Source organism: Lentzea sp. CC55 (genome assembly GCF_021056325.1).
GTDB classification, from domain to species: domain Bacteria; phylum Actinomycetota; class Actinomycetes; order Mycobacteriales; family Pseudonocardiaceae; genus Lentzea; species Lentzea jiangxiensis.
In genome coordinates this window covers 47224-72064 of record NZ_JAJCXE010000002.1, presented here as the reverse complement: position 1 = coordinate 72064, position 24841 = coordinate 47224, and the positions used below count along the sequence as shown (strand labels likewise).

The following is a 24841-nucleotide window of genomic DNA, read 5'->3' as shown; positions in this document are numbered from 1 at the left end:
CCACCGGGCCCTGTGAGGATTTGCCCCTCACAGGGCCTGGTGCGTGGTAGGAGGAGCACTCGACGATGAGCAGTTCCACGTCCGCACCGACGGACGATCCCCCCGCCGTGGTGCTCACCGGCATCACCAAGCGGTTCCCCGGTGTGGTCGCCAACAGCGACGTCCACCTGACCGTCCGCCGTGGCGAGGTGCACGCGCTCTGCGGTGAGAACGGCGCCGGCAAGTCCACCTTGATGAAGATCCTCTACGGCATGCAGCCGCCGGACGAGGGCACCATCGAGGTGAACGGCGAGCAGGTGCGGTTCCGCACGCCGTCGGACGCCATCAAGGCCGGGATCGGCATGGTGCACCAGCACTTCATGCTCGCCGACAACCTCACCGTCCAGGAGAACGTCGTCCTGGGCGCGGAGGCGTTGCACGGCATCGGCCAGAAGGCCCGCAAGCGCATCATCGAGCTCTCCGGCAAGACCGGGCTGAACGTCGACCCCGGCGTGCTCGTCGAGCAGCTCGGTGTCGCCGACCGCCAGCGCGTCGAGATCCTCAAGGTGCTCTACCGCGGCGCCAAGGTGATCATCCTGGACGAGCCGACCGCCGTGCTCGTGCCGCAGGAGGTCAACGAGCTCTTCGACACCGTCCGCGGCATGCAGGAGCAGGGCTACACGTTCCTGTTCATCTCCCACAAGCTCGACGAGGTCCGCGCGATCGCGGACTCGGTCACGGTGATCCGCCGCGGCACGACCGTGGGCAGCGCGGACCCGAAGACCGTCTCGTCGCGGCAGCTGGCCGAGATGATGGTCGGCAGCGAGCTGCCCAGCCCGGAGACCCGCGAGTCCACCGTGACCGACAGGGTCGTGCTGGACGTCCGGGGCCTCAAGCTGATGACCCCCGACGGCTCGCGGCCGATCCTCGACGACGTCGACCTGGTGGTCCGCTCCGGCGAGGTCGTCGGCATCGCCGGTGTCGAGGGCAACGGCCAGACCGAGCTCGTCGAGACGATCATGGGCATGCGCAAGGCCGGCAGCGGCACGATCACGCTGCTCGACGCCGACCTCACGAAGCTGGGCACGCTCGCCCGGCGCGAGGCGGGCATCGGCTACGTGCCGGAGGACCGCCACCGCCACGGCCTGCTGCTCACGCAGCCGCTCTGGTACAACCGGATCCTCGGCTACCAGACCCGCAAGCCCACGTCCAAGGGCATCTGGCTCGACACCGACGGCGCGAAGAGGGACACCGAGCGGATCGTCGCGGACTTCGACGTCCGCACGCCCGGCATCGACGTGCCCGCCGCCGCCCTGTCCGGTGGCAACCAGCAGAAGCTGGTGGTCGGCCGCGAGCTGTCCGGCGACCCGAAGCTCCTGATCGCCTCCCACCCGACCCGCGGTGTGGACGTCGGCGCGCAGGCGCTGATCTGGGACGAGATCAAGCGCGCCCGCGCCGCCGGTCTCGCGGTGCTGCTGATCTCCGCCGACCTGGACGAGCTGATCGGCCTCTCGGACACGATCAAGGTCATGCTGCGCGGCCGCCTGGTGGCCGACGCCGACCCGAACACCGTCACGCCCGAGGACCTCGGCAGCGCGATGACGGGTGCGGGTGCGACGAGTGCTTCCGTGCAGGAGACCGGCACTGCGCACGGAACCGCGGTAGTTGAGGAAGGCGCGAACTGATGGGACACCTGCGCGGCAAACTCCTGCCGCCCGCGTTGGCGATCGTCTTCTCGATGCTGCTGTGCGGCGTGGCGCTCGTCATCTCCGGCGCGAACCCGCTCAGCGCGTTCGGTGCGATGGTGACGCAGGTCGGCAAGGGCTCGACGCTCGTCGACATCGTCAACTCGACGGGCATCTACTACATCGCGGCGCTCGCGGTGGCGATCGGGTTCCAGATGAACCTGTTCAACATCGGTGTCGAGGGCCAGTACCGCGTCGCGGCGGTCATCGCGGCCGTCGTCGGCGGCTCGATCGCGCTGCCCCCCGGCATCCACACGCTGGTGATCATCGTCGTGGCGGCGCTCGCCGGTGCCGCCTGGGCCGCGATCCCCGCGATCCTCAAGGTGACGCGGGGCGTCAACGAGGTCATCTCGACGATCATGATGAACGGGCTGGCGATCGGCCTGTCCGCCTACCTGATCCGCCGGGACGTCTTCGGTGAGCTGCGGGGCAACAACATCCGCACCGCCGAGATCCCGGAGAGCGGCTGGATGCCCGGCATCAGCTTCGGTGGCGGCGGCACGATGTTCGGCTTCATCTTCGTGGCCATCGCCCTAGGCGTCGGCTACTGGGTGATGATGAACAAGACCCGGTTCGGCTTCGAGCTGCGGGCCTCGGGCGAGTCGTCCACCGCCGCCTCGGCCGGTGGCGTCAACGCCAAGAAGATGGTGCTCGTCTCGATGCTGCTCTCCGGGGCCATCGCGGGCCTCATCTCGCTGCCGGAGCTGCTCGGCCGCGACCACACGTTCAGCCTGAACTTCACCGCGGGCATCGGCTTCTCGGGCATCGCGATCGCGCTGCTCGGCCGCAACCACCCCGGTGGCATCGCTTTCGGCGCGCTGCTCTGGGCGTTCCTCGACAAGTCGGGCCTCGCGCTCGACAACGTCGGCGTTCCCAGGGAGATCGTCACCATCATGCAGGGCTCGATCGTCCTGTCGGTCGTCGTCGCCTACGAGGTGGTGCGCCGCTTCGAGCTCGCTGCCGAACAGCGCCGCGTCGGCCGCGAGCTCGGAACTGTCGGAGGTGCCGCGTGATCACGACGATGGAGGAGAAGCCCCACGTCCCGGCGGCGCCTCGCAAGCGCAAGATCCCCGGCTGGGCGGTCGGCATGCTCGGCGTCGCGGGCGCGATCGTGCTGCTGTCGACGACGTCGTACCTGACGAACTTCCCGCAGCTCACGTCGTCCGGCACGACGCAGACCGCGGTCCGCCTCGCGCTGCCGATCCTGCTCGCCGGTCTCGGCGGTCTGTGGGCGGAGCGCGCCGGCGTGGTCAACATCGGCCTCGAGGGCATGATGATCATGGGCACCTGGGGCGCGGCGTGGGCCGGCTACCAGTGGGGTCCGTGGGCCGCGGTCGTCGCCGCCGTCGTGTTCGGCGCGCTGGGCGGGCTGCTGCACGCGATCGCGACGGTCACGTTCGGCGTCAACCACATCGTCTCCGGTGTGGCGATCAACCTGCTCGGCGCCGGCCTGACGAAGTACCTGTCGACGCTGATCTTCCTGCCGCTGTCGAACAACCCGCGGCAGTCGCCGCCGGTCACGCCGTTCGACACGTACTCGGCGGCGGGCTTCGCCGACTGGCTGGGCGAGCTCGAGGCGGGCCAGCGCGTGTTCATCTCGGACGTCGCCGGCATCCTGCGCGGCCTCGTCACGGGTGTCTCGCCGCTGACGATGCTCGCGATCCTGCTGCTGCCGCTGTCGTACTACCTGCTCTGGCGCACCCGCTTCGGCCTGCGCCTGCGCTCGGTCGGCGAGAACCCGCACGCGGCGGACTCGCTGGGCGTCAAGGTGTACTTCCACAAGTACGTGGCCGTGATCGTCTCCGGTGGTCTCGCCGGTCTGGGCGGCGCCGCGCTGGTGCTGAACCCCGGCCAGCTGTCCTACCTGGAGGGTCAGACCGGTGGCCGCGGCTACATCGGCCTCGCCGCGATGATCTTCGGCAACTGGCGGCCCGGTGGCCTGCTCGGCGGTGCGGCGCTGTTCGGCTACGCCGACGGCCTGCAGCTGCGCTCGGGCGGCGAGACCGTGCTCGGCCTCGTCTACGGCGTGGTGATCCTGCTCGGCGTGATCGTGGTGTGGCAGCTGGTCCGCCGGAAGTGGTTCTCCGCCGCGGCCGCGATCGTCGTCGCCGTGCTGCTGTACCTGCTGTACATCAGCCTCGACGAGATCCCGAGCGAGTTCGTCTCGTACGCGCCGCACATGGTGACGCTGGCCGTGCTGGCCGTGGCGTCGCAACGGCTGCGGATGCCCGCGGCCGACGGCCTGGTGTACCGCCGTGGCTGAGGTCGACTGGGACCTGCTCCGGGCACGGGCGGTGGAGGCGGCGTCGTTCGCCCACTGCCCGTACTCCGGACTGCAGGTCGGCTCCGCGGCCCTGTGCGACGACGGCCGCATCGTGACCGGCTGCAACGTCGAGAACGCCTCCTACGGGGTCGGGCTCTGCGCCGAGTGCGCGATGGCGGGCCAGCTGCAGCTCACGGGCGGCGGCCGGTTCGTCGCCGTCGCCTGCCGGTCCGGTGCCGGTGAGCTGCTGATGCCGTGCGGGCGGTGCCGTCAGGTGCTGTACGAGCTGGGCGGTCGCGACTGCCTGGTGGACACCCCGTCCGGGATCCTGCCGATGTCGTCGGTGCTGCCGGACGCGTTCGGACCGGAGGACCTGCCGTGAGCCTTTCCGCCGTGGACGTCATCCGCGCCAAGCGCGACGGCCGTGCGCTGTCGGACGCGGAGATCGACTGGGTCGTCGACGCCTACACGCGCGGTGCCGTCGCGGACGAGCAGATGTCCGCGCTGGCGATGGCGATCTTCTTCAACGGGATGACCGCCGCCGAGACCGCGCGCTGGACGCAGGCGATGATCTCGTCGGGTGAGCGGCTGTCGTTGCACGTCGACCGCCCGACCGTGGACAAGCACTCGACGGGCGGCGTCGGCGACAAGATCACGCTGCCGCTGGCACCGCTCGTCGCCGCCTGCGGCGCCGCCGTGCCGCAGCTGTCCGGCCGCGGCCTCGGCCACACCGGCGGCACCCTGGACAAGCTGGAGTCGATCCCGGGGTGGCGGGCCGCGCTGTCCACCGCCGAGATCCTCGACCAGCTGTCCTCGGTCGGTGCGGTCGTGTGCGCCGCCACCGAGGGACTCGCTCCGGCGGACCGCAAGCTCTACGCGTTGCGGGACGTCACCGGGACCGTCGAGGCCATTCCGCTGATCGCCTCCTCGATCATGTCGAAGAAGATCGCCGAAGGTGCCGAGTCGCTGGTGCTGGACGTGAAGGTCGGCTCCGGCGCGTTCATGAAGGACCTGCCCTCCGCCCGTGCCCTCGCCGAGGCCCTGGTGGCCATCGGTGTCGAGCACGGCGTGCGGATCTCGGCCCTGCTGACGGACATGTCCGTGCCGCTGGGCCGTGCCGTCGGCAACGCGGTCGAGGTGGCCGAGTCCGTCGACGTGCTGCGCGGCGGTGGTCCCGCCGACGTCGTCGAGCTGACCGTGGCGCTCGCGTCGGAGATGCTGTCGCTGGCCGGGATCTCCGCCGACCCGGCCGCTGTGCTGGCCTCCGGCGAGGCCTACGAGGTGTGGGCGCGGATGATCCGGGCCCAGGGCGGCGATCCGGAAGCTCCGCTGCCGGTCGCCGCGCACCGCCACGTCGTGGAGGCACCGGCCGCCGGTGTGCTGTCCACTTTGGACGCCTACCGCGTCGGCGTGGCGGCGTGGCGGCTCGGCGCCGGCCGGGCGCGCAAGGAGGACCCGGTGCAGGCCGGTGCCGGTGTGCTCTGCCTCGCCAAGCCCGGCGACGTCGTCGCGGCCGGGCAGCCGTTGCTGGAGCTGCGCACCGACACCCCGGACTCCGTCGCCGGCGCCCTGCAGGCGCTGGAGGGTGCCTGGTCCGTCACGGACTCCGCGGCGGAGCGGTCGCCGCTGGTGATCGACACCATCCGGGGCTAATCCACGAGCGAGCCCGCCAGGGGCGTCCTGTCCTGCTTCCACACCACGCACAGGACCTCCTGGCGGCCCGGCGCGGCGACGTCCTGGTAGGCATCCCACTCCTTCTGCGTGGGGATGAGGCCGGTGAAGCCCAGCGGCTCCTTGCTCTTCGGCTCGATCACCTTGAACTGCTCGGTGCAGTAGTTCTTCGTGAAGTCCGCCAGCCACTCCACCCCGGGGTACGGCGAGTCCATCGGCTTGTCCCACATCGGAGTCGCGGCCGAGAAGAGCTGGATGCCGTGCGGGCCGTCGCACGGCACGTCCGACCTCACCGGCGAACCCTGGATGAGGAAGTCCTTGGCGCACTGCGTGCCGGAGAGGTTCCACTCGGGCACGTCCCCGCCGCGGCCGAACGTGGCGATGCGGCGGGACGGCAGCGGCGCGCCGACCGGGAGCTGCGAGGCCTCGGTCCACTCGGTGGAGTTCTGCTCGCCGGAGGCGGGGTTCGTGGTGCTCGGACCCGCGTTGGTGGTGTCCTCCGGTTTGAAGGCCTGGTACCCGGCGAACGCCGCGCCCGCCAGCACCACGGCGCCGATCGCGATCGCACCGGCCACGACGAGCTTGTTCTTCTTGCGACCGCCGTTCTTCTGCTGCTGCGGCGGCGGAACCGGCGCCGTGCCCTGCGCGATCGCGACCAGCATCTGACGTGCCTGGGGCGCGGTCAGGCGTTGCGCGGGGTCGACCGCGAGCAGCCCGCGGATGACCTGCGCCAGCGCGGGCGAGGCCAGCCGCAGCACCGGCGGCTCGTTCATGACGGCGTGCAGCGTCGACGCCGTGGACGTCCGCTCGAACGGGCTGATGCCCTCGACGGCGTTGGCGATCGTGACGCCGAGCGCCCACAGGTCGGACGCGGGCGAGGCCTCCCAGCCGCTCAGCCGGTCCGGCGACATGTACGCGGGTGACCCGACGATCCCGCCGTTGTGGGTGAGCCGCGGGTCGTCCATCGCCTGCGCGATGCCGAAGTCGGTGAGCTTCACGGCCCCGTCCGGCCGCACCATGACGTTGCTGGGCTTGACGTCCCGGTGCACGATCCCGGCCTGGTGCGCCGCCTCCAGCGCCCCCAGCACCTGCAACGCGACCCCGGCCATCCAGGTGGAGTCGCGCGGCCCGTGCCGCTGCACGAGGCTCGCCAGATCGAGCGCGTCGACCAGTTCCATCGCGAGGTAGGTGCGCCCGTCCTCGCGGACGACGTCGTAGACGGTGACGACCGCCGGGTGGTTCAGCCTGCCCGCGGTGCGCGCCTCGCGGAGCATGCGCTCCTCCAGCACGGTGCGCTCCTCGGCGGCGATGCCCTGCGGCGGGTGCAGCTCCTTGAGCGCGACCGCGCGGTCCAGCAGCTGGTCCTGGGCGCGCCACACGACACCCATCGCACCTCTGCCGAGCTCGGCGAGCAGGGTGTAGCGGTTGGCGACGACTCGGTGTTGCTGCTGCACGGACCACCCCTTCTGGACGCCCCCCAGCTCCGGCGAGCATAGCTCCGGTCGGGTGAGCGCTCCCCCAGCAGTCACGTGCCGCGCGCCGTTGGTTCGATCGGAGCGCACGTCTCATTTGGCTTGTGGGGCGCCGGAAAACGGAACGGCCCCGGAGCGACGTTGCTCCGGGGCCGTTCCTGGTGGAGGGCTCAGGCGATCAGGCGCCCTCGGCCGCCAGGTCGTCGTCGTCCATGTCCTTGCCACCCGCCGGCTTCGGGCCGCCGTTCTTGCGGGTGCGGCGCTGCGGGCGGGGCAGGGCGGTGGGCGGCGGGGGAGGCGTGGGCGAGCCGCCGCCGAGGATGAGCTCGGCGAACGTGGCCATGGCCTCGTCCAGCTGGCCGCCGATGCGCAGTTCCGACTCCTGGTTCGACTTGCGGACCAGGGACTGCAGCGCGTCGGTGTCCGGGCGGGCGCCGACGGTCTCGGCGACCTTCGAGAGGCCCGCGTCGACGCTGCCGCCGAGCTCGGAGATCCGGGCCGCGAAGCCGTCCTCGACCTTGTCCAGGCGGTTGGTCATGGTGTCGAGCTGCGAGGTGACGAGCTCCAGGCGGCGGGCCAGGGACTCGAGGCGGTCGGCGGCGTCGACCTGGTCGCGGGACTGCTCGATCGCCGCGTACAGGGCGGTGCGGGCCTCGTCCAGCTTGCCGTTGACGACGTCGCGCGTGTCGGCGACGGCGGAGGCGAGCTCGGTGCGGGTCTCGGCCAGCGACGACGCCAGGGCGTCGCGGGTCTCGGCGACCGTGCCGGCCAGCTCGCCGCGGGTCTCCGCCACGGCGCCGGACAGCTCGGTGCGGGTCTCGGCGAGCGCGCCCGCCAGCTGGTCGTGGCGGTCGGTCACCGCGGTCACCAGCTCGGCGCGGCTCTCGGCGACGGCGGCGGCCAGCTCGGCGCGCGCGGCGGCGAGGGCGTCGCGCTGCTCGTCGGCGCGGCCGTGGATGCCCGAGAACGACTCGGCGAGGATCTTCTGCAGCGCCTCGCGGGTGCCGTCGAGGTGCTCGTGCACGCCCTCGTCGACCTCGTCGAGACGGCCGCGCAGCGCGGCTTCGAGGGCCTCGACGCGCTCGCGCAGCGGGGTGGTGACCGCACCGGGGATCGCGTCGACCTTGCCGTCCTGCTTGTCCAGGTGGCCGTCGAGGTCGTCGATGCGCTTGTGGATGCTGGCGAGCTTGTCCTCCAGCCCGTCCATGCGGCCCGCGACGCCCTCGAAGCGGCCGGCGACGCCGTCGAGGCGCCCGTCCAGCTGCGCGAACGGCTTGGCGAGCTTGTCCACCAGGGCGTCGACCGCGCGACCGATGCCGGCGACGGCGTTGTCCTGGGCCTCCAGCTTGGCGAGGGCCTCGTCCAGGCGCTCCGCGAGAACGCTGACCTCAGTGCGGTCCGGGAGCTCCGACAGGCGCTTGCGGACCGAACCCAGCGACTCCAGAGGCGACATCCGGGCGTGGATCTCGTCCAGCGCGTCGAAGATCTGCTGCTGCTCGCTCTCACGGATCTCCGCGGCGCGCGTGAGCATGTTGCGCATCCGATCGAAGCTCATCGTGGAGTTGTTGTTCTCTGTCACGGCTGAGTGCCTTCGTCCAAGGGGAGGGGAGACCACGGGAGCCTATCCGCGTCGCGGCGCGACTCTGTACCACCCCCGACCGAAAAAGGCTGGGCGCGGACGGCGAGCTAACCCGATCAGGCTACCTGACTACGCTGAACGCCAAGTCACCGGTCGAAAGCGCACAGTAGCCACGGATGATGTTCCTACCTTGGGGTGACTTGAGCGCCGCCTTCGTTGCAGAAAGTTGCTGATCACGGATCTGCAACAACGGTGAACGAGCACATGACCATACCGCCACGAAGATCGTTTCGGTCGACGCTGAAGCGGCGTGTCGCCTGGAGTAACGTGTAGTGATGTCCACGCCGCTTACCTTGGAGACCATCCGCAGCGCGCCGAAGGTCCTGCTGCACGACCACCTCGACGGTGGCCTCCGCCCGCAGACGGTGATCGAACTCGCCGATGCCTCCGGCTACCGGGGCCTGCCCACCACCGACGCGGGCGTCCTCGGCGGCTGGTTCCGCGACAACGCGAACTCGGGTTCGCTCGTGCGCTACCTCGAAGGCTTCGCCCACACGTGTGGCGTCATGCAGGACGAGGCGTCCCTGGTCCGCGTCGCCGCCGAGGCGGTCGAGGACCTGGCGGCCGACGGAATCGTCTACGCCGAGATCCGCTACGCCCCCGAGCTGAACACCGAGAAGGGCCTCTCCCCGGAGCAGGTCGTCGAAGCCGTCCAGGAGGGCTTCCGCGTCGGCACCGCCCGCGTCGCCGAGACCGGCCGCACGATCCGCGTCGGCACGCTGCTCTGCGCCATGCGCCAGAACGAGGGCTGGCTGCGCATCGCCGAGCTGGCCGTCCGCTACCGCGACCTCGGCGTCGTCGGCTTCGACATCGCGGGTCCCGAGGCGGGCTTCCCTCCCACCAGGGGCCTCGACACGTTCGAGTACCTGCGTCAGCAGAACGCGCACTTCACCATCCACGCCGGCGAGGCGTTCGGCCTGCCGTCGATCTGGGAGGCGATCCAGCACTGCGGCGCCGAACGCCTCGGCCACGGCGTGCGGATCGTCGACGACATCAAGGTTTCCGACGACGACGGCACCGTCCAACTGGGCCGCCTGGCCGCGTACGTCCGCGACCGCCGCATCCCGCTGGAGATGTGCCCGACCTCGAACCTGCAGACCGGCGCCGCCCGGACGCTCGCCGACCACCCGATCGGCCTGCTCGCCAAGCTGCGGTTCCGCGTCACCGTCAACACCGACAACCGCCTGATGAGCGACTGCACGCTGTCGAGCGAGTTCGCCGCGCTGGCCGAGACGTTCGGCTACGGGTGGGCGGACCTGCAGTGGTTCACGATCAACGCCATGAAGTCGGCGTTCATCGGGTTCGACGAGCGGCTCGCGATCATCAACGAGCTGGTCAAGCCGGGGTACGCGGCGCTGTCGGCGCGGTCCTGAACGGCGAAGGGCCGCTCACGTGCGTGAGCGGCCCTTCGCGTCGGACGGGGATCAGTTGACGTTGAGCCGGTCCTCGAACTTCGCCTGCAGCTCGCGGAACGCGGCCACCTCGGCGTCGTAGGGAGCGGACGGCGCGAGGCGCGTCGGGTCCGGGGACACGACGAACGACACGAGCCAGCCCAGCGACTCGGACGAGGCGAGCGCGTCCTTCACGGACTCGTCCTCGGCCCACTCCGCCGCGTCCTCGAACAGTTCGACGGCGAGGTCGAGCTGCTGCGGGTCGAGGGAGTCGGGGCCCTCCTCCATGTCCTCGGCGATGCCGGTCAGCACGTAGACGTTGTCGTCGTCCACCTCGACGTCGAGCTCGCCCGCGGTGGCCTTGACCTTGATGTCGTTCCAGGTCTCGACCTCGGCCAGGTCGTGCTCGTCGTTCTCGGCGACGAAGCGGCTCAGCGCGCGCGGCGAGCCGAAGACCTCGATCTTGCCCCGGCGGCCCAGGAACACCGGGTCGTCGCCGAGGTAGCAGCGCAGCGTGTAGAACTCGCCGGCGGACGTGATGATCTTGATGGGGTCGACGCCGACCTCGGCCCAGAAGCCGGTGGGCTCCTCGGTCTCGTCGTCGGAGTCCTCCGCGGGGGAGTCGACGGCGGCGGCTGCGGCCGTCTCGGCCTCGAGCGCGGCCAGCTCCTCCTGCGCGACGGCGAGCTCCTTGTCCGGGACGTCCGGCGTGTTCACCACGCCGTCGATCGCGTCGAGGACCTCGTCCCACTTCTCGGAGACGACCTCGGAGAGCTCGGCCCACAGCTTCGCGCCGTCACGGCCGCTGAACGGCAGCGTGCCCTGCGGCAGCAGCGAGAAGCCCTCGGCGCTGTCGAGCACCTCGTGGACCTTCTCCAGGTCGCAGACCTCCGCGAGCGAGCGCACGATCGCGATCACGTCGGCGAGCTCGCCGATGGTCCAGGTGTCCGGGTCCTCCGCGACGAGCTCGGGCACGCCGACGAGGTCGAACTGGTGGTTGTCGTCCGGGGACAGGTCCGCGACACCCAGCGACGGCACGACCGGCCACGCGGGGTGATCGGTCAGGTCGTGCTCCTCGGCGGTGCGCACGAAGGCGGCGAGGTGCGCGGCGTCGGGGAAGACGAACAGGTCTTCCTCGTCGCCGAGGAACGCCTCCCACTCTTCGCCCTTCTCGCGCCAGCGGGGTGCCCACAGCGTGACCACGTCACCCTGCGTCAGCCCCAGCTCGATGGGGACGATGTCCTGCGCCATCCTGACCTCCCGGTCACGCCTGCCTGATGCCGTCGACGAGCCTAACGGTGCTGATCACCGAAGCCACGAGGGGTTGTCGAAGAAAGCGTCGTCGTCGGTGTCCTCGACGCGCGGGGACCGCGGCCTGCGCTCCGGTGGTGCCTGCTCAGCAGGGGCTTTCGGTGTTGCGACGGGGTTCCACGTCGACCGGAAGGGTGAGTCGCCCGCGATCGATTCGACGTCGATCGCCATCCCGTCGCCGAGGGCCAGCGCCGTCTTGTTGAAGCTCGTCTGCACGGCCGCGTTCGTCGCGAGCCGGACGGTCTCGGTGACGACCTGGCCGACGGCCTGCGCGCCCTGCCGCAGCAGCGCCGGGTGCAGGTGCAGGGCCCTGATCTCGCCCGCCGGCGACGCCGTGACCGTGCACAGCCCGTTCGGGTGCTCGACCGTGGCGGTCAGGACGGCGAGATCGCGCCGGAGCTGCTCGGTGGCCCGCATGCGCTCCTCGTTCACCGGTGCCACCCGAAGTCGTCCTCGTCCTGCCCGCGTTCGATCCCCATCGCCGCCAGCTCGCGCGGGTCGACGACCCGGTCCAGCGCCTGGTGCAGCCGGGTGTTCGCGGTGCGCCGCGCCCTGTCCGCGATGCGCATGATCTCGGCGGCGAGACCCTGCGGGCCCATCCGCAACGCCGCCGGGCTCACCACGACCTGCTGCGGCGGGCCTCCCGGTGTGGCGACCACCGTCACCGCGCCGTCCGGAGAGGACGCACGACCCGTGATGGGTCCTGTGTGCGTGACGCGCTCCGACACGGCTTGCTCGACCTCGCGCACCTTCCGCGCGGCGCGCTCGACGTCGTCGTCCACCTCGATCACCCCCTGCTGCCGACAGTGTGCCCGAACCGGGCTCAGCCCGTCGGCCGGTAGAAGCCGTAGAACGACATCCCGCTGTTCGTCGTGCGGATCGGCTGCACCTGCACCGGGTCACCGGCCTCGACCATCTGGCCGTTGCCGATCACCATCGCCACGTGCCCGTCCCACACCACGAGGTCGCCGGGCAGCAGCTGGTCCGGCGGCACCGAGGCGCCCATCGCCTGCGACGAGGCCGGGCGCGGGACGTCGAAGCCCGCACCGGCGTAAGCCCACTGCGTGAGGCCGGAGCAGTCGGTGCCCTGGGGCGGGTTCGCGCCGCCCCACACGTACGGGGTGCCGAGGGCGGACAGCGCGTTGCGCACGGCCATGGCGGCGATCTCGTTCGGCGCCTCGGCGCTGCTGCCGTCGGGCAGGTTCACGCCGACGCCGTCACCGGGCTGCGGCGGGATCGCGACGGGCAGGCGCGGGCCGGAGCCACCGCCCCCGCCTCCACCGCCGCCGCCTCCTCCGCCACCGCCACCGCCCGAACCGCCACCGCCGCCACCACCGGAGCCGCCGCCGTTGCCCGAGTTCGAGCCGGGACCGGACTCCTGCCGGGGTGTGTCGGTGACGCCTGCCGCGACCGTGGAGCCCTCGTCACCGCCGAGCGGTTCGCCGAGCCTCTCCAGCGCGCCGGCGTCCGGCTTGCGCAGGCCGCCCAGCTGCCCGACGAGCTGCGTGAGCTGGTCGCGCACCTTCTGCAGCTCGGCGGAGGTCCTGCCCTGGTAGGCCGAGGCCATCCCGGCCAGGTCCGCCACGGCCGCCAGCACGACGCCCGGACCCGCCACGACCGAGAGGGCCAGCGCGGCCGCGAGCTTCGGCGTCGCCTTGGCCGTGAACTCGTCGATCAGGCCCTGGATGGCGGTGCGGCCGCCGGTCACCGCGGCGACGCCGGTCGAGGCGACGGTCTTCACGGTGGAGGCGTTCGAGGCCAGCAGGGTCGCGGCCGAGGCGAAGGTGGAGACGCGGGAGGTGAAGGCGTTCGCCTTGGCGCCCGACCACGTGTTCAGCACCGCCGTCGAGGCCGAGCCGTGCCGCGAGCCCAGGTCCGTCAGCGCGGTCTGGGCGCGGCCGAACGCGTCACCGGCCCGCGTGGCGCCGCCGGTGTCGCCGTCGAGCTTGGCCAGGTCCTCCTTCATGGGGGCGATGAACTGGCTCAGGAGTCCCTCGACGCTCATGCCCGCGCCGCCTTGCCGAGCGCGGCCCTGTTCGCGTCCTCTTGAGCGATGTAGGCCTCGCGGGCCTTCGCGACCGCCGTGCCGAGACCGGCGAGGCCCGTCGACGCCGCCTTGAGCGCGTCGAGCTGGACCTGGGCCGCCGCCTGGAACGCGGCGTTGAGGCCCACCTCGTTGCCGATCTTGCCGAAGCAGTCGCCCGGCAGTGCGGTGGTGCCGCTCAACGTGCCGGTGCCGACCGCGCCGACCTCGCTCGCCAGACCGCTCACCGCCGAGGCGTATCCCGTCAGGGCGTCGAGGTCGACCTCGAGACCTTGTTCCGCCATCTGAAGCTCTTCCCCCAGTCGTGACCTGTTCGACCCGATCCTGCCCCGATGAGCGGTACCTCGCCCGTCGTTCCGCCAAGATCATGGGGCGGTGGGTGTGATCGAGCACTGGAACCGGATCCTGGCATGGCTGGCGGAGCACGCTCCCGCCACCCGCGCCGTGCTGCGTCCGAGGTATGACGCACTGCCGGATCTTCGGGTTCCGATCGACCTGCAGCTGTGGTGGAGCGTCTTCGGCGGCACCGAGGACGGCCTGTACGCCGAGATCCTGCCGCCCTTCTACACGCCGCTGTGCGCCGACCGCGCGTTCGTGCTGAGGGACACCCACGCGAGCAAGCCGGTGGACTCGACCGAGGCGGGCGCGCCGACCTCGGGCTTCCACCCGGGCTGGTTGCCCATCGCGTTCGACGGCACGGGTGACGTGCTCGCGGTCGACCTGAGGCCCGGCGTGCTGCGCGGCTGCGTGGTCGAGTGGGACCAGGAGCGCAACGAGATGCTCAAGCCGGAGTGGATGTCGATCGTGGAGATGTTCGACCAGGTGGCGACGGCCCTGGAGACCCGCAGCACGGTCGGGCACTGCTTCCCGGAGGTCAACACCGCGGGCGAGCTGGGCTGGCGCACGAACTAGGAACCTCGCTCGCCTCAGCGCACGCCGGCGAGCTCGCGCCGCGGCACCGAGGCGGCCTTCACGCGGGCGTGGACCTTCACGGCGGCCAGCGCGCCGAGCCAGCCGAGCGCGGTGCCGGTGGTGTTGGTGATCAGGTCGTCGACGTCGAAGATCCGGTTCGCCCACAGCAGCTGCGAGCCCTCGACGAGCAGCGAGACGCCGCAGCCGATCAGCGCGGCCTGCCCGATGGCGCGCTTGCCCCAGAACGCCAGCATCGCGCCGAGGGGCACGAACAGCAGCAGGTTCAGCGTCATCTGGTCGAACGCGATCTGCCCGTCGCGGAAGGTGTCGGCGATCCACTGGAACGGGACCGGCTGCACGGACTGGCGCGGCGGAACGGTCTGCACCGGCAGGAACGTCGCCGAGAAGAGCATGCTCGCGTAAACGGTGATCGCGGTGCCGCGCAACGTCAGCCGGCGGAACAACAGCTGCGGGAGCAGGAAGACGACGGAGAGGAAAACGCCCCATTGGATGCTCGCGAGCTGTGTATTCGTCATGAATCCAAGGTAGGAAAACGGCCCTCCGCGCACATCGCGCCGAGGGCCAATTCCTGCCTCGTACTTCCGGCCGAGCACTACTCCGCCGCGTAATCCCGTGGGCTGATGCCTCGTAATACCGGGCCGCAGGCCAGGGCCGCCACCAGCGCGACCAGCACTCCGACGGCCACCGGGGCGACCACCCACGGCGTGAGCGGCAGATCCTCACCGCCCACCATGCCGCGCGCCAAAGTGAGCAATCCGAGGCCCACGGCGATTCCCGCGCCGCACGCCGCAATTGTGACGGCGAGCACGGGCAGCACCACTTCGCGGCGCATTGCGTGAGCCAGCACGCGAACGGGAGTTCCGGCCGCGATCAACGCGCCGAAAGTGCGCCGCCGGTCGATCACCGATCCCGCCGCCGCGACCGCCGCGCCGATGCCGCCGAGCACCGCCGCGATGGAGAGGCCGATGACCGTGGCCCGCCGCAGGTCTTCGCTGAGCGTGTCGCCCCACAGGCCGGTGACCTCGCCGTCGGTCAGCGGTGCCCCGGGCAGTGCGCGGACGAACGCGGTGTGCACGGCCTCGCGGTTCTCGGGCGTGGTCGGCACCCCGACCAGGGACACCCTGCCGCGCACGGCGGGCAGCAGCTCGGGGTCGATCACCGCCTGGACCCTGCCGGTTCCCGGGAACGACCGCGTCACGTGCTCCGCGGGCAGCTGCGCGGTGATCTCGTCGTCCTGCGAGCCGGCGCGGAAGTGGTCGTACCTCAGCTCCTCCGGCGCGTAGACGGCCGGGCCGTCCTGGCAGCGCAGGTCCTCGAGCACCCTGGCGACCTCGGTGCACCGGCCGACCAGCACGGAGTAGCCGTGGTGCTCGCGGTCGCCGTTGCCGACGTTGCCGGCGAGCATCGTGACGATCGGCGCCGAGGTCGCGAGCCGCAGCGGCGTGACGTCGAGACCCACCTGCTCGGCGACGATCGCGTCCGCCCGCCACGTGCCGTCGCGGCTCGGCACCGTGGTTTCGAGGCCCGGCAGCATGGTCAGCGCCATCGAGCCGGTGAACACCGCGATCACCACGCCGGCCGAGCCGCGGAACGCCGCCACCGGGTCGCCGGAGAGCCTGCGCCCCGCGAGCAGCGTCGACGGCCTGCTCCACCGCCCGACGAAGAACCTGCCGACCCACGCCGTGACGACCGGACCGGTCAGCACCAGCGCGAGCGCCACCGCCCCGAGCCCGGTGAGCACGACGGTGAACCGGTTGTCGCCGCCGGCCTGCTGCGCGTACGCGATGCCGAGGAAGAACACGCCGATCGCGCCCGCGATCGTCAGCACCCGCCACGACCGCACCCCGCGCTTCTCCTCCGCCGCAAGGGGTTGCCGCACCACGCGGCGCAGTCCCATGACCGCCGCGCCGACGACGAGGACCGGGGCGAGCACGGCCACCGCCGTGATCACGAACGGATCCGGCACGAAGTCCCCGGGGTACCAGGTGCCGCCCTCCCAGGGGATCTTCGCGGTGAGGTGGCTGAACGGCTGGGCGAGCAGCACGCCGAGCACGCTGCCGACGACGGCGCCGACCGCGGTCTCGATCGCGGTCATCACGACGACCTGCCGCGGGGACGCGCCGGCGAGCCTGAGCGCGGCGAGCCGCCGTTCGCGCTTCGCCGCCGTCAGCCTGGCCGCCGACGCGACCAGCACGAGGCACGGCACCACGAGCACCACCAGGCCCACGCGGGTGAGCAGGTGGAGCAAGCCCCTGTAGTCGTCGGTGTACGTCGCACGGGTGTTCGCGAGCCCGGTCGTCGGCAGGCCGTTGGCCACTTCCTCGTGACCGACGACCGCGACGAGCTCGCCCTCGTACTTCAGCGCTTCCGGGCCGAGCTCGGCGATCACCGCGCCGGGGAACCGGTTGCCGAGGTTCTCCGCCGGGGCCGCGCGCACGAGGTCCGCGAGGGCGGGGGACAGCAGCACCTCGCCCGCCTCCGGGAACCGTGCGATGCCCTTCGCGACGGGCACCTCGCCGGGCCGGTCGCGGGCGACGTCGTACCGCTCGATCAGCCTGCCCCGGTAGGAGTCCCTGGTCGCCGCGACGGAGATGGCGCTCCCGCCGTCCGCGCCGGCGGAGATGTCGCGCCACGCCGTGCGCTCGGCACGCGCCTGGAGGCCGTTCGGTGCCGCGAGCAACCACAGGACCAGCGACACCGCGATCATCACGCCGAGGGCGACCAGGCCGGTCGCGACCTGGCTGCGGCGGTCGCGGCGCAGCACCGCGAGAGCGATCCTCACGCGGACACCGCCCTGGCGGAGTCGGTGTTCGCGATCCTGCCGTCCTGGATCTCGACGACGCGCAGCGCGCGGTCCGCGATGGCCTTGTCGTGCGTGACGATCACGACGGCCGCGCCCGTCTCCTCCGCGGCCCGCAGCAGGGCGGTCATCATCTCCTGGCCGGTGCGCGTGTCGAGCGCGCCGGTCGGCTCGTCGGCGAAGATCACGCGTGGCCGGTGCGCGAGGGCCCGCGCGATCGCGACCCGTTGCGCCTGCCCGCCGGAGAGCCGGCCCGGCAGCCGCTTCTCGAGCCCCTGCAGGCCGAGCCGCGACAGCCACAGCCTCGCGGCACCGAGCGACTCCTCGCGCGAGCCGCCCGCGAGCAGCATCGGCAGGGCCGCGTTCTCCTCGGCCGTGAGCTCGGCGACGAGCATGCCCGACTGGAACACGAACCCGAACGCGGTGCGCCGCAGCGCGCTGCGCCCGGTCTCGTTCAGCTCGCCGATCGCGCGCCCGTCGAGGAACACCTCGCCCCCGTCGGCGCGCAGGATGCCGGACAGCACGTGCAGGAGCGTCGTCTTGCCGGACCCGGACGGGCCGACGACCGCCAGCACGTCCCCTGCGGAGATGTCGACGTCCATCCCGGCGAGCGCGTGCACGTCGCCGTAGGTCTTGACCAGGCCACGAGCGGCCAGAACCGGATTCATGGTCCTCAAGGTGCTCCTCGCGCGCGGCGAAAACCTCAGCCTTGACGACACACCGGATCAGCCGGATGACCGAGGCCGCAGAGGTCTGGTGGTCCTACCGTTGTCCGCCGTGGACAGTCACCGGGGCCAATGGCCCATCGCCGCCGTGCTCGCCTTGCTGATGCTCGGCGAGCTGCTGCTGACGAGCGGGGGCGGCAGCCGCCAGGCGCTGGTGTGGCTGATGACCGTGCCCGTGTGCATCGTGGCGGTCACGTCGTTCAAGTCGCGCGCCTTCGTCATCCCGGTGGCGGTGGTGTCGATCTTCCTGTCGTCGTTCGCGATCCGGGTCTTCCAGGTCTACGTGCCGACGGTCCTGAGCCCGCTGACCGTCGCCGAGACCGCCGCCTGCCTGGTCATCACGGCCGTCGTGGTCCGCGAGGAACCACGCCGCGCGGCCACGTGGTCGGTCGGCGCCCTGATGGCCGTGAGCTTCTTCGCCGCGATCGTCCGCGACAACTGGCTCTCCGGCGGCAACTACAACGAGATGCTCGGCTCGCTCGTCCTCGGCTTCGCCGCCGTCGGCACGGGCCTCTACTTCCGCGCCCGCGACACCGAGAGCGGCCGCCTGATCGCCGCCGCCGTCATCGACGCGCAGAAGGAGGAGCGCATCGCCCTGGCCCGCGAGCTGCACGACGTGGTCGCCCACCACGTGACCGGCATGCTCGTGCAGGCCCAGGCGGCCCTGGAGGTCTCCGACGACGACCCGCGAGCCGCGCACCGCCTGCTCCCCGGCATCGTCCGGTCGGGCACGGAAGCCCTGGGCGCCATGCGCCGCCTCGTCGGCACCCTGCGCCAGGGCGAGAACGAGGCCGCCACCACCGACCTCGCCGCCGACGTCATCTCGGCCGTCGAACGCACCCGCGAACTCGGCTTCGACACCCGCCTGCGCATCGACCTGCCCGACGAGGTCGCGCCGGAGCTCGGCCGCTCGGTGCTGCGCCTGGTCCAGGAGTCCCTCACCAACGTGCACAAACACGCGGTCTCGCCCTCGGTGGTCGACGTGGAGATCTCCCGGACGCCCGCGGGGGCGTTGCGCGTGGTCGTGGCCGACGACGGTCAGCCGCACGAGCTGAACCGGGGTGGCTACGGTCTCGTGGGGATGCGTGAGAGGGTCGACCTGCTGGGCGGCCTGTTCTCCGCGGGCCCGCGTGAGACCGGCTGGCAGGTGCTCGCCGAGCTACCCCTGGAAGGGAAGAAGTGATCTCGGTCCTCATCGCCGACGACCAGGAGATGGTCCGCGTCGGGTTTCGGATGATCCTGGAGAAGCAGCCGGACATCACCGTGGTGGCTGATGTCGCCGACGGGGTCGCGGCTGTCACCGCGGCTCGCGAGCACAAGCCGGACGTCGCGTTGCTCGACATCCGGATGCCCGGCCTGGACGGGCTCGAGGTGACGAAGAAGTTGTCGCCCACCACGAAGGTCGTGGTGGTGACCACCTTCGACCTGGACGAGTACGTGCACACGGCCCTTGAGAACGGTGCGTCCGGGTTCCTGACCAAGGACGCCGGGCCCGCGTTGCTGGTCGAGGCCGTTCGCGCTGCCGCTGCCGGGAACGCCCTGATCTCGCCCCAGGTCACGGTGCGGATGCTGGAGCACTTCGCCCGGCCGGCGTCCCGGCCTGATCTGGGGTTGCTGACCGCTCGGGAGCAGGACGTGGTCCGGGAGGTGGCCCGGGGGTTGTCCAACCAGGAGATCGCTTCCGAGCTCTACCTCTCCTTGTCCACCGTCAAGACGCATCTGGCGTCGGTGCAGGCCAAGTTGAACGTCCGCAACCGGGTGGGGATCGCTTCTTGGGCTTGGCGGGCGGGGTTGGTCAACTCCTGATCGCCTTGCCGCGCGTGGTCACGGCCCCCGGCAACCGGACCGGGTTCCGCGCCGGTCGCGGGGTGGGCACGCTCGTTCCGCCGGGCTGCTGCCCGGTGAGCAGGTGGCTCGTCTTCGCCTTCGGCATCGCGTGGGCGTGTGGTGTGGTGGACTTCCTGGCATGTCCGAGTCCGAGTTTCCGCGCACCATCGGCAAGGTTGCCAACCGTGAGCTGGTCGCGCACGGCTATGCGACGTTCGACTCGCTGACGGAGGTGTCGGCCAAGGCGCTGCTGGAGATCCACGGCGTGGGGCCGAAGGCGATCAGGATCCTCGGTGAGGAGTTGGCGGCGCAGGGGAAGGCCTACGCCGCCGACTGAGGGTGTCAGACGCCCATGGGGTGCCAGACCGTCTTCGTTTCGAGGTAGGCGCGCAGGCGGGACATGTCCGGCGTCGCGGTGAAGTCCTCGTTCGGCTTGTTGCGCAGCACGCGCTTCACGGTGCCTGCCGCCGCGCGTTCCAGGTCGGCGCGCAGGGAGTCCGGGGCGCCGGTGAGGTCCAGGGCGTTGACGTCCGCGTGCGAGGCCAGCCACGGGGCGATCTCCGCCGTGCGGCCGGTGATGATGTTGACCACGCCGCCGGGGACGTCGCTCGTGGCCAGCACCTCGGACAGGGTGATGGCGGGGAGCGGGCGGTCCTGGGAGGTGATGACCACGCAGGTGTTGCCGGAGACGACCACCGGGGCGATCACCGAGACCAGGCCCAGCAGTGAGGACTGCTGGGGGGCCAGCACCGCCACCACACCCGTGGGTTCGGGGGTGGAGAACGAGAAGTACGGGCCCGCGACCGGGTTCGAGGAGCCCAGGACGGCCGCGATCTTGTCGGTCCAGCCCGCGTACCAGACCCAGCGGTCGATGGCCGTGTCCACCAGGGACTGGGCCTTCTTCGCCGGGACGCCTTCCGAGGTGGCGACCTCGGAGATGAACTGCTCGCGGCGACCTTCGAGGACCTCGGCCACGCGGTACAGGACCTGGCCCCGGTTGTAGGCGGTGGCGCCGGACCAGGCGTCGAAGGCCTTGCGGGCGGCGGCCACGGCGTCGCGGGCGTCCTTGCGCGAACCCTGTGCGGCGTTGGCGAGGAAGGTGCCTTTGGGATCGGTCACCGGGTAGCTGCGGCCGGACTCCGAGCGCGGGAACTTGCCGCCGATGTAGAGCTTGTAGGTCTTCGCGACCGTGAGTCGATCAGACATCGAGGTAGGCCTCCAGACCGGTGCGGCCGCCCTCACGGCCGAAGCCCGACTCCTGGTACCCGCCGAACGGGGCGGTCGGGTCGAAGCGGTTGAACGTGTTGGACCACACGACGCCGGCGCGCATGCGCTGTGCCATCCAGAGGATGCGCGAGCCCTTTTCGGTCCAGATGCCCGCGGACAGGCCGTACGGCGTGTTGTTCGCCTTGGCGACCGCCTCTTCAGGCGTGCGGAAGGTCAGGACGGACAGGACCGGGCCGAAGATCTCCTCGCGGGCGATGCGCATCGCCTGCGAGACGCCGGAGAAGACGGTCGGGGCGAAGAAGAAACCCTTGTCCGGCAACGGGCAGGAGGACGTCCAGCGCTGGGCGCCCTCGGCCTCGCCGGACTCCGTCAGCTCCTTGATCTTGGTGAGCTGCTCGCGGGAGTTGATCGCGCCGACGTCGGTGTTCTTGTCGAGCGGGTCGCCGACGCGCAACGTGCTGACGCGCGCGTGCAGCTTCTCGACCAGCTCGTCGGCGATCGACTCCTGCACGAGGAGGCGGGAGCCGGCGCAGCAGACGTGGCCCTGGTTGAAGAAGATGCCGTTGACGATGCCCTCGACGGCCTGGTCGAGCGGGGCGTCGTCGAAGACGATGTTCGCCGCCTTGCCGCCCAGTTCGAGCGTCAGCTTCTTCGACGTGCCCGCCAGCTGACCCTGGATGACCTTGCCGACGTCGGTCGAGCCGGTGAAGGCGACCTTGTTCACGTCCTCGTGGCCGACGAGCGCGGCGCCGACGTCACCGGCGCCCGGGATGATGTTCACGACGCCCGGTGGCAGGTCGCACTGCTGGATGACGTCCGCCAGCACCAGCGCCGTCAGCGGCGTGGTCTCGGCGGGCTTGAGCACGACCGTGTTGCCGCACGCGAGCGCGGGAGCGATCTTCCACGCCGCCATCAGCAGCGGGAAGTTCCACGGGATGACCTGGCCCGCGACGCCCAGCGGCTTCGGGTCCGGGCCGTACCCCGCGTAGCCGAGCTTGTCCGCCCAGCCCGCGTGGTAGAAGAAGTGCGAGGCGGCCGTCGGGACGTCGACGTCGCGCGACTCCTTGATCGGCTTGCCGTTGTCGAGCGACTCCAGCACCGCGAGCTCACGGCCGCGCTCCTGGATCTGCCGCGCGATGCGGTAGATGTACTTGGCGCGCTCGCTGCCCGGCATCTTCGACCACACGCGGTCGTAGGCCTTGCGCGCGGCCTTGACCGCGGTGTCCACATCGGACTGCGACGCCGTCGAGACCTCCGCGAGCACCTCCTCGGTGGCCGGGTTGACGGTCTTGAGCGGCTCGCCGGTGCCCTCGACGAACTTGCCGTCGACGAACATCTTGTACGAGGGCTTGAGGTTCGCGATGTCCCGCGACTCGGGCGCGGGGGCGTATTCCCACATGTCTTCAGTCCACCGTCACGTAGTCCGGGCCGCTGTAGTGGCCGTCCAACTGGGTCCGACGCTGCATGAGCAGGTCGTTGAGCAACGTCGACGCGCCGAACCGGAAGAGGTTCGGGTCGAGCCACTCCGGACCGGCCACCTCGTGCACGGCCACCAGGTACTTGATCGCGTCCTTGGTCGCGCGGATGCCGCCGGCGGGCTTCACCCCGCGCAGCTCACCGGTCTGCGCCTTCCAGTCGCGCACGGCCTGCAGCATCACGTGCGTGACCGGCAGCGTCGCGGCGGGCTGCACCTTGCCGGTCGAGGTCTTGATGAAGTCGCCGCCGGCCAGCAGCGCGAGCCACGACGCGCGGCGCACGTTGTCGTACGTCACGAGCTCGCCGGTCTCGAGGATGACCTTGAGGTGCGCGTCCCCGCACGCCTCCTTGACCTTGACGATCTCCTCGAACACCTGCCCGTACCGGCCGCTCAGGAACGCGCCGCGGTCGATCACCATGTCGACCTCGCTCGCACCCTCCTGCACGGCGAACCGGGTGTCGGCCAGCTTGATGTCGAGCGTGCTGCGCCCGCTGGGGAACGCCGTCGCGACGCTGGCGACGTTGATCCCGGTGCCCTGCAGCTCCTTCGCCGCCGTGGCGACCATGTCCGGGTAGACGCAGACCGCCGCGACCCGCGGCACGTCCGGCCGCTCGGGGTCGGGCCGCTTCGCCTTGGCGGCGAGGCCGCGCACCTTGCCGGGCGTGTCCGCGCCCTCGAGCGTGGTCAGGTCCACCATGCTGATCGCCAGGTCGATGGCGTGCAGCTTCGAGGCCTTCTTGATGCTCCGCGTGCCGAGGCCCGCGGCTCGTTGCTCGACGCCGACCTGGTCGACGCCGGGGAGCCCGTGCAGGAAACGCCGCAGCGACGAGTCGTCGCGCACGGCGTCAGCCAGGGCCGACGGCAGTGTCGTTGGAGCAGCCATGCCCAGGAGTCTAAGCGGAATGGGACGCCCGTCCTAAGTGAGCGTGTTCGCGCAGATCAGCGGGGCTACGAGGAGGTGTGACAGGCCTCGCTCACCGCACCTGCGCGGGCACTGCCGGCGCGGCGGTTCAGCGGCTGCAGCACGGCGACCTCAGGGACGGCGTGCGGACGCCGGACGTCGACCGGCTCCACAGTGCGGCGGAAGACCCGTTTCAGCGCAGCAGGTCAGGCCGGTCGATGACGACCACCTCCCCGGCGCCACCCTGTTCCTCGTAGAACTCCGCGACCTCGTTCAGGTCCTCGACCGGTTCCCGCAGCCACGACCAGTCGCCCGGCAGCCGCACCAGCTCGTCGCGCAGGATCGTGACCACGTGGTCGAGGCGGTTGACGTCACGCCGGTGGTGGAAGCCGGTGCCGGGGTGGGAGATGATCACCGTCCACCGGTGCGTGGCGCGTTGCCCGTCCATCTTGAGCCAGACGCGCGCACCGGTCATCTCCGCCAGTTCGACCAGGTCGGCCAGCCGCATCAGTCCAGCAGCTCGCGCAGGATCTGGGACTTCTTCCGCTTGGGTCCCTTCACCTCCACGCCGCCCATCAGCGCGAGCCCCGTGATCCGCACGGTCGGCGCGCCCGGGATGTGCCGGCGGGCGGGCGCGCGGTCCTCGAAGGCGCCCATGAAGCCGAAACCGTCGACGTGGACGTTGATGTCGTCGGGCACCCGGATCTCGACACCGCCCCAGAACGCGAAGCAGCTGATGGTGACCTCCTGCTCGGCGAACCGGGCGTGGGTCAGGTCGATCTCGATGCCGCCCATCACGGCGACCGCGTTGTGCATGCGCGGGACGACCCACTGGCCCTTGCGGTGCACGCCCGACCAGAACGCCACCGACACCGCGCTGCCCGGTTCGCCGCCGATGCGGTCGCTCACCGCGGGCTGGTACTGCGGGATCGCCGGGTTCCGCGGCAGGCCGCTGACGACCAGGTCGGCCGTGATCGGGACGAGTTCGCCGTAGGTCTTCGCGGCGTAGACGGCCGCCAGGCGCTCGTCCAGCTCGTGGATGTCGAGGCGGCCTTCGGCGGTCGCCTTGTGCAGCACCTGCGCGATCTGTTCCCGGTCCGCGTCCGAGGCGCGCAGGTGACTCTGATCAGCGGGTACCAGCTCGTCGCTCACCCGATCGAGTCTAGAGCGCTCACTTGCGGTTCGGTGCGTACTTGACCGTGATCGCGAGAGCGAGCAGCAGGGCGGCGGCGAGCGCCGAGGCCAGGGCCGGGCTGTAGCCCCACGTCACCGGCAGCACCCCGATCACCACGGCGATCGACACCGACACGCCCATGATGACCAGCGGCGACTCGCACCACTGCTGGACGGGCTTCTGTTCGATTCTCACTGCCGCACCTCCGCGTCTTCACCAACTACGAGACACATCGGTGCCGCTGGGGCGGTTCTGCATTCCC

Annotated in this window: 26 protein-coding genes; 10 read left to right on the top strand and 16 right to left on the bottom strand. The window is 71.1% G+C overall.

Annotated elements, in window-relative coordinates; translation table 11 throughout:
- The first annotated feature begins 65 nt into the window (after nt 1–65).
- Genes L6E10_RS01005 through L6E10_RS00985 form a run of 5 tightly spaced genes read left to right on the top strand, consistent with a single transcriptional unit; the run spans nt 66 to nt 5640 of the window.
- Entirely contained in the window at nt 66–1664 is a 1599-nt protein-coding gene (locus tag L6E10_RS01005; protein WP_236215884.1) for an ABC transporter ATP-binding protein, read from the top strand.
- Nucleotides 1664–2737 carry an ABC transporter permease gene (locus L6E10_RS01000; protein WP_090094839.1) on the top strand — a complete coding sequence of 358 codons (1074 nt, stop codon included), beginning with the start codon at nt 1664–1666 and terminating at the stop codon, nt 2735–2737. Before L6E10_RS01005 ends, L6E10_RS01000 begins: the two co-directional genes overlap by 1 nt.
- 8 nt (nt 2738–2745) lie before the next feature.
- The gene (locus L6E10_RS00995) at nt 2746–3987 is read left to right on the top strand and encodes an ABC transporter permease (RefSeq protein ID WP_236216163.1); all 1242 of its coding nucleotides are present in this window, start codon (nt 2746–2748) and stop codon (nt 3985–3987) included.
- On the top strand, nt 3980–4369 hold the full coding sequence (locus tag L6E10_RS00990; protein WP_090067213.1) for a cytidine deaminase: 390 nt from the start codon (nt 3980–3982) through the stop codon (nt 4367–4369). The genes L6E10_RS00995 and L6E10_RS00990 overlap by 8 nt, the downstream gene beginning before the upstream one ends.
- A complete protein-coding gene (locus tag L6E10_RS00985; RefSeq protein ID WP_236215883.1) occupies nt 4366–5640 on the top strand; it encodes a thymidine phosphorylase in 1275 nt (424 codons plus the stop codon). Before L6E10_RS00990 ends, L6E10_RS00985 begins: the two co-directional genes overlap by 4 nt.
- Here the strand turns inward: L6E10_RS00985 and L6E10_RS00980 are convergent.
- On the bottom strand, nt 5637–7112 hold the full coding sequence (locus L6E10_RS00980) for a serine/threonine-protein kinase (RefSeq protein WP_236215882.1): 1476 nt from the start codon (nt 7110–7112) through the stop codon (nt 5637–5639). The two genes, L6E10_RS00985 and L6E10_RS00980, sit on opposite strands and share 4 nt — an antisense overlap.
- A gap of 196 nt (nt 7113–7308) precedes the next feature.
- The gene (locus L6E10_RS00975; protein WP_240009855.1) at nt 7309–8685 is read right to left on the bottom strand and encodes a hypothetical protein; all 1377 of its coding nucleotides are present in this window, start codon (nt 8683–8685) and stop codon (nt 7309–7311) included.
- Between the two features lie 359 nt (nt 8686–9044).
- Here L6E10_RS00975 and L6E10_RS00970 point away from each other — a divergent pair, with 359 nt between their 5' ends.
- Entirely contained in the window at nt 9045–10142 is a 1098-nt protein-coding gene (locus L6E10_RS00970; RefSeq protein WP_236215880.1) for an adenosine deaminase, read from the top strand.
- Nucleotides 10143–10193: 51 nt separating this feature from the next.
- Here the strand turns inward: L6E10_RS00970 and L6E10_RS00965 are convergent, their stop codons facing one another.
- The 5 genes from L6E10_RS00965 to L6E10_RS00945 are packed head-to-tail and all read right to left on the bottom strand — an operon-like array spanning nt 10194 to nt 13799.
- Complete coding sequence (locus tag L6E10_RS00965; RefSeq protein ID WP_236215879.1) at nt 10194–11411, bottom strand: primosomal protein; 1218 nt, start codon at nt 11409–11411, stop codon at nt 10194–10196.
- Nucleotides 11412–11465: 54 nt separating this feature from the next.
- Entirely contained in the window at nt 11466–11912 is a 447-nt protein-coding gene (locus tag L6E10_RS00960) for a YbaB/EbfC family nucleoid-associated protein (RefSeq protein ID WP_236215878.1), read from the bottom strand.
- On the bottom strand, nt 11900–12253 hold the full coding sequence (locus tag L6E10_RS00955; protein WP_236215877.1) for a hypothetical protein: 354 nt from the start codon (nt 12251–12253) through the stop codon (nt 11900–11902). The genes L6E10_RS00960 and L6E10_RS00955 overlap by 13 nt, the downstream gene beginning before the upstream one ends.
- Before the next feature lie 41 nt (nt 12254–12294).
- Complete coding sequence (locus L6E10_RS00950; protein WP_236215876.1) at nt 12295–13476, bottom strand: C40 family peptidase; 1182 nt, start codon at nt 13474–13476, stop codon at nt 12295–12297.
- Nucleotides 13473–13799: a hypothetical protein gene (locus L6E10_RS00945; RefSeq protein ID WP_236215875.1), complete on the bottom strand. Its 327-nt coding sequence runs from the start codon at nt 13797–13799 to the stop codon at nt 13473–13475. The genes L6E10_RS00950 and L6E10_RS00945 overlap by 4 nt, the downstream gene beginning before the upstream one ends.
- Nucleotides 13800–13890: 91 nt before the next feature.
- On the opposite strand from L6E10_RS00945, the gene L6E10_RS40635 reads away from it, so the two are divergent.
- The gene (locus tag L6E10_RS40635; RefSeq protein WP_236215874.1) at nt 13891–14427 is read left to right on the top strand and encodes an SMI1/KNR4 family protein; all 537 of its coding nucleotides are present in this window, start codon (nt 13891–13893) and stop codon (nt 14425–14427) included.
- A 14-nt stretch (nt 14428–14441) separates the two neighbouring features.
- On the opposite strand, the gene L6E10_RS00935 is transcribed toward L6E10_RS40635, so the two are convergent.
- The 3 genes from L6E10_RS00935 to L6E10_RS00925 all read right to left on the bottom strand — a co-directional run bounded on the left by L6E10_RS00935 (nt 14442) and on the right by L6E10_RS00925 (nt 17916).
- Nucleotides 14442–14963 (bottom strand): VanZ family protein, encoded by a 522-nt coding sequence (locus tag L6E10_RS00935; protein WP_236215873.1) that lies wholly within the window; start codon nt 14961–14963, stop codon nt 14442–14444.
- Between the two features lie 77 nt (nt 14964–15040).
- Nucleotides 15041–17230, bottom strand: coding sequence for an FtsX-like permease family protein (locus L6E10_RS00930; protein ID WP_236215872.1), 2190 nt, complete (start codon nt 17228–17230; stop codon nt 15041–15043).
- Nucleotides 17227–17916, bottom strand: coding sequence for an ABC transporter ATP-binding protein (locus tag L6E10_RS00925; RefSeq protein ID WP_236215871.1), 690 nt, complete (start codon nt 17914–17916; stop codon nt 17227–17229). The genes L6E10_RS00930 and L6E10_RS00925 overlap by 4 nt, the downstream gene beginning before the upstream one ends.
- A gap of 109 nt (nt 17917–18025) precedes the next feature.
- On the opposite strand from L6E10_RS00925, the gene L6E10_RS40630 reads away from it, so the two are divergent.
- From L6E10_RS40630 to L6E10_RS00910, 3 genes are all read left to right on the top strand, one after another.
- Nucleotides 18026–19156 (top strand): sensor histidine kinase, encoded by a 1131-nt coding sequence (locus L6E10_RS40630; protein ID WP_236215870.1) that lies wholly within the window; start codon nt 18026–18028, stop codon nt 19154–19156.
- Nucleotides 19153–19779 (top strand): response regulator, encoded by a 627-nt coding sequence (locus tag L6E10_RS00915; protein ID WP_236215869.1) that lies wholly within the window; start codon nt 19153–19155, stop codon nt 19777–19779. The genes L6E10_RS40630 and L6E10_RS00915 overlap by 4 nt, the downstream gene beginning before the upstream one ends.
- A gap of 160 nt (nt 19780–19939) precedes the next feature.
- The gene (locus L6E10_RS00910; protein WP_236215868.1) at nt 19940–20137 is read left to right on the top strand and encodes a hypothetical protein; all 198 of its coding nucleotides are present in this window, start codon (nt 19940–19942) and stop codon (nt 20135–20137) included.
- A gap of 5 nt (nt 20138–20142) precedes the next feature.
- Here the strand turns inward: L6E10_RS00910 and L6E10_RS00905 are convergent, their stop codons facing one another.
- From L6E10_RS00905 to L6E10_RS00880, 6 genes are all read right to left on the bottom strand, one after another.
- Entirely contained in the window at nt 20143–21006 is an 864-nt protein-coding gene (locus tag L6E10_RS00905; protein WP_236215867.1) for an aldehyde dehydrogenase family protein, read from the bottom strand.
- The gene (locus tag L6E10_RS00900; RefSeq protein WP_236215866.1) at nt 20999–22426 is read right to left on the bottom strand and encodes an aldehyde dehydrogenase family protein; all 1428 of its coding nucleotides are present in this window, start codon (nt 22424–22426) and stop codon (nt 20999–21001) included. Before L6E10_RS00900 ends, L6E10_RS00905 begins: the two co-directional genes overlap by 8 nt.
- A 4-nt stretch (nt 22427–22430) precedes the next feature.
- On the bottom strand, nt 22431–23387 hold the full coding sequence (gene deoC, locus L6E10_RS00895; RefSeq protein ID WP_236215865.1) for a deoxyribose-phosphate aldolase: 957 nt from the start codon (nt 23385–23387) through the stop codon (nt 22431–22433).
- A gap of 211 nt (nt 23388–23598) precedes the next feature.
- Nucleotides 23599–23913 carry a hypothetical protein gene (locus tag L6E10_RS00890; RefSeq protein WP_236215864.1) on the bottom strand — a complete coding sequence of 105 codons (315 nt, stop codon included), beginning with the start codon at nt 23911–23913 and terminating at the stop codon, nt 23599–23601.
- On the bottom strand, nt 23913–24557 hold the full coding sequence (locus L6E10_RS00885) for a DUF1707 domain-containing protein (RefSeq protein ID WP_236215863.1): 645 nt from the start codon (nt 24555–24557) through the stop codon (nt 23913–23915). Before L6E10_RS00885 ends, L6E10_RS00890 begins: the two co-directional genes overlap by 1 nt.
- A 19-nt stretch (nt 24558–24576) precedes the next feature.
- Nucleotides 24577–24774, bottom strand: a complete 198-nt coding sequence (locus L6E10_RS00880; RefSeq protein WP_236215862.1) for a hypothetical protein — start codon at nt 24772–24774, stop codon at nt 24577–24579.
- Between the last annotated feature and the right edge of the window lie 67 nt (nt 24775–24841).

Coding starts and splice junctions, on each gene's coding strand:
- L6E10_RS00970 (WP_236215880.1), top strand. CDS start 9,045: ATGTCCACGCCGCTTACCTTGGAGACCATCCGCAGCGCGCCGAAGGTC.
- L6E10_RS00950 (WP_236215876.1), bottom strand. CDS start 13,476: ATGAGCGTCGAGGGACTCCTGAGCCAGTTCATCGCCCCCATGAAGGAG.
- L6E10_RS00905 (WP_236215867.1), bottom strand. CDS start 21,006: ATGTCTGATCGACTCACGGTCGCGAAGACCTACAAGCTCTACATCGGC.
- L6E10_RS01005 (WP_236215884.1), top strand. CDS start 66: ATGAGCAGTTCCACGTCCGCACCGACGGACGATCCCCCCGCCGTGGTG.
- L6E10_RS00975 (WP_240009855.1), bottom strand. CDS start 8,685: ATGAGCTTCGATCGGATGCGCAACATGCTCACGCGCGCCGCGGAGATC.
- L6E10_RS00935 (WP_236215873.1), bottom strand. CDS start 14,963: ATGACGAATACACAGCTCGCGAGCATCCAATGGGGCGTTTTCCTCTCC.
- L6E10_RS00910 (WP_236215868.1), top strand. CDS start 19,940: ATGTCCGAGTCCGAGTTTCCGCGCACCATCGGCAAGGTTGCCAACCGT.
- L6E10_RS00900 (WP_236215866.1), bottom strand. CDS start 22,426: ATGTGGGAATACGCCCCCGCGCCCGAGTCGCGGGACATCGCGAACCTC.
- deoC (WP_236215865.1), bottom strand. CDS start 23,387: ATGGCTGCTCCAACGACACTGCCGTCGGCCCTGGCTGACGCCGTGCGC.
- L6E10_RS01000 (WP_090094839.1), top strand. CDS start 1,664: ATGGGACACCTGCGCGGCAAACTCCTGCCGCCCGCGTTGGCGATCGTC.
- L6E10_RS00890 (WP_236215864.1), bottom strand. CDS start 23,913: ATGCGGCTGGCCGACCTGGTCGAACTGGCGGAGATGACCGGTGCGCGC.
- L6E10_RS00945 (WP_236215875.1), bottom strand. CDS start 13,799: ATGGCGGAACAAGGTCTCGAGGTCGACCTCGACGCCCTGACGGGATAC.
- L6E10_RS00995 (WP_236216163.1), top strand. CDS start 2,746: ATGGAGGAGAAGCCCCACGTCCCGGCGGCGCCTCGCAAGCGCAAGATC.
- L6E10_RS00965 (WP_236215879.1), bottom strand. CDS start 11,411: ATGGCGCAGGACATCGTCCCCATCGAGCTGGGGCTGACGCAGGGTGAC.
- L6E10_RS00925 (WP_236215871.1), bottom strand. CDS start 17,916: ATGAATCCGGTTCTGGCCGCTCGTGGCCTGGTCAAGACCTACGGCGAC.